2 protein-coding genes and 1 pseudogene are annotated in these 1,869 nt (G+C 49.1%); 1 reads left to right on the top strand and 2 read right to left on the bottom strand.

The features are described from left to right. Positions 1-774 precede the first annotated feature (774 nt). Positions 775-1,167 (bottom strand): type II toxin-antitoxin system VapC family toxin, encoded by a 393-nt coding sequence (locus tag AC14M5_RS15175; protein WP_484030528.1) that lies wholly within the window; start codon positions 1,165-1,167, stop codon positions 775-777. A gap of 15 nt (positions 1,168-1,182) precedes the next feature. Further along, a complete protein-coding gene (locus AC14M5_RS15170) occupies positions 1,183-1,443 on the bottom strand; it encodes an antitoxin family protein (RefSeq protein WP_484030527.1) in 261 nt (86 codons plus the stop codon). 62 nt (positions 1,444-1,505) lie between these two features. Here AC14M5_RS15170 and AC14M5_RS15165 point away from each other — a divergent pair. Continuing rightward, positions 1,506-1,869 (top strand): annotated as a pseudogene (locus AC14M5_RS15165) (o-succinylbenzoate synthase); the annotation flags it as partial.

Here is a 1,869-nt window from a genome sequence, read left to right as displayed (position 1 = left end):
GGCTTCTGCCTGACCCAATTGAAATTGCATTGTGGGCAATCATGGCGATAATTGCTACGTTCAAAAGCTGGCAATTGGGGCGTCGTTATTTTCAAGACATCAAAAGCAATCTCAATTGATTGGGTTTGTTATCCTGACTATTCCCTAAAATAAAAGGGACCTGACCGCGTAAGCCCATCTCCTATAATGGCTTGATCTCTTGGAATCCGAATTCCGTCAAGAAATGGTGTTACCCTATCATGCAGTACGCTTCCTCGGTCATTACTCTTGTTGCTGAGAATTGACTGATCTATTCCATCTGCTGAAATTGTAATTCGAACGCCCCCCATATATGGATCAAGGAATGAATCGTCATATTCTTCTTTCGAAATGATGGCAGGAGGGTATCTCCGCTGCAAGAAAGAAGGAAGTGGTTTGTCGTCAGGAAATACGGTTGGACATTGTGCTTGTGCCGGAATTGAGGTTGTTGTCGGTATTGGCATATCGGTCGTAGGTGTCATTGTTGTGGATGTAGGTGTAGTCTTCGTCTGAGCACAGGATATCAATATCCAAAGCAAAAGGAGAGATGCATTTCTGATAAGCCTCTGGTTTGGCGAATAAATTCTTGGCATTCTGTATCCTTACTCGTGACCTATACGAGTGTATTATACTTACCCGCATGAGAATCGCTTCCCTCACCCTGCATCACATCTCCATGCCGTTGGTTCGATAACAAAAACTCGCCTATGAAAACTTTTCAAGGCGAGTTTTTCTATAAGTTTGGCTGTATTTACACTACCAGATCACACCCACCAAGCCAGACTCGGTAATTGTCTTGTCAAAGGTAATGAGGGTGGCCTGATTTTCAATCGCGGCGGCTACGATGATGCGGTCGTGCATTTCAGGGATGACGGTCAGGTCGCGTAATTGCAGGGCGGTCTCGTAATCAAAATCGATGAACTCGATGTTCGGGCTGTTTTGAATCGCTTCAAGGATCAAATCCAGATCGGCTTGGACAGGTTTGTTTTCAATGGTGAAGATCAGTTCTGCCAGAACGATCACCGGAATAAGCAGTTTCGATTCGCCGTTGGCGACCTCTTCAAATGCCTGCCGGGCTTGGACGCCCAATTTGCGCGGCTTATGGAATGCCCAGAGCAAGCTATGTGTATCCGCCATGTAAATGGTCACAAGCAGAATTCCCCTTTACTTCACAGATTTTGCAAGTTTCTTTATTTTGGCGGATGATCGTTTCCGCGTGCGAATGAGTGCCTTATCCAGGGCGGAGGCGTCCTTTTCAGGTAAATGCTCCCACACTCCGATCAGTGTAGCGAAGGGAGTTTTTTGTTTTCGGCTTTGAGTGGATTTAATCCTGAGTTCCACGACACTGTGCTCGGGCAGGTTCAATTTCCTCTTTGGTTTCAACACGCCTTTTTCATAAACAGCCTGAACGGTAAAAGTTTCCATAACAGCCTCCACTGGTATTATACGCCATCCTCTCGTTGGACGAGTGTATTATACTTACCCGCATGAGAATCGACTCCCTCACCCTGCATCACATTTCCATGCCGTTGGTGGCGCCGTTCGAGACGTCCTTTGGGCGCGAGACGGAGCGGCAGTGTATCCTCATCACCTTGCAAGCCGAAGGGCTGACCGGGTACGGCGAGTGCGTCGCCTCGCGTGAGCCGGGGTATAGCTACGAAACGACCGGTACAGCCTGGCACATCCTCAAGGAGTTCATCGCACCGCTGATCGTGGGGCAGGACGTGAAGCACGCGCACGATTTTCAGCAGCGCGTCGGGAGCATCCGCGGGCATCATTTGGCGAAGGCGGGCGTGGAGATGGCGCTGTGGGACCTGCTGGGCAAGCGTGACGGCAAGTCGCTGAAGGAGA

It is taken from the genome of Candidatus Villigracilis sp. (assembly GCF_057083605.1).
Note: the sequence above shows the minus strand (reverse complement) of the source record. Positions and strands in the feature narration are given on the sequence as shown.

Excerpts from the sequence above, each read along its gene's own strand:
- AC14M5_RS15170 (WP_484030527.1), bottom strand. The coding sequence starts at position 1,443 with ATGGAAACTTTTACCGTTCAGGCTGTTTATGAAAAAGGCGTGTTGAAA.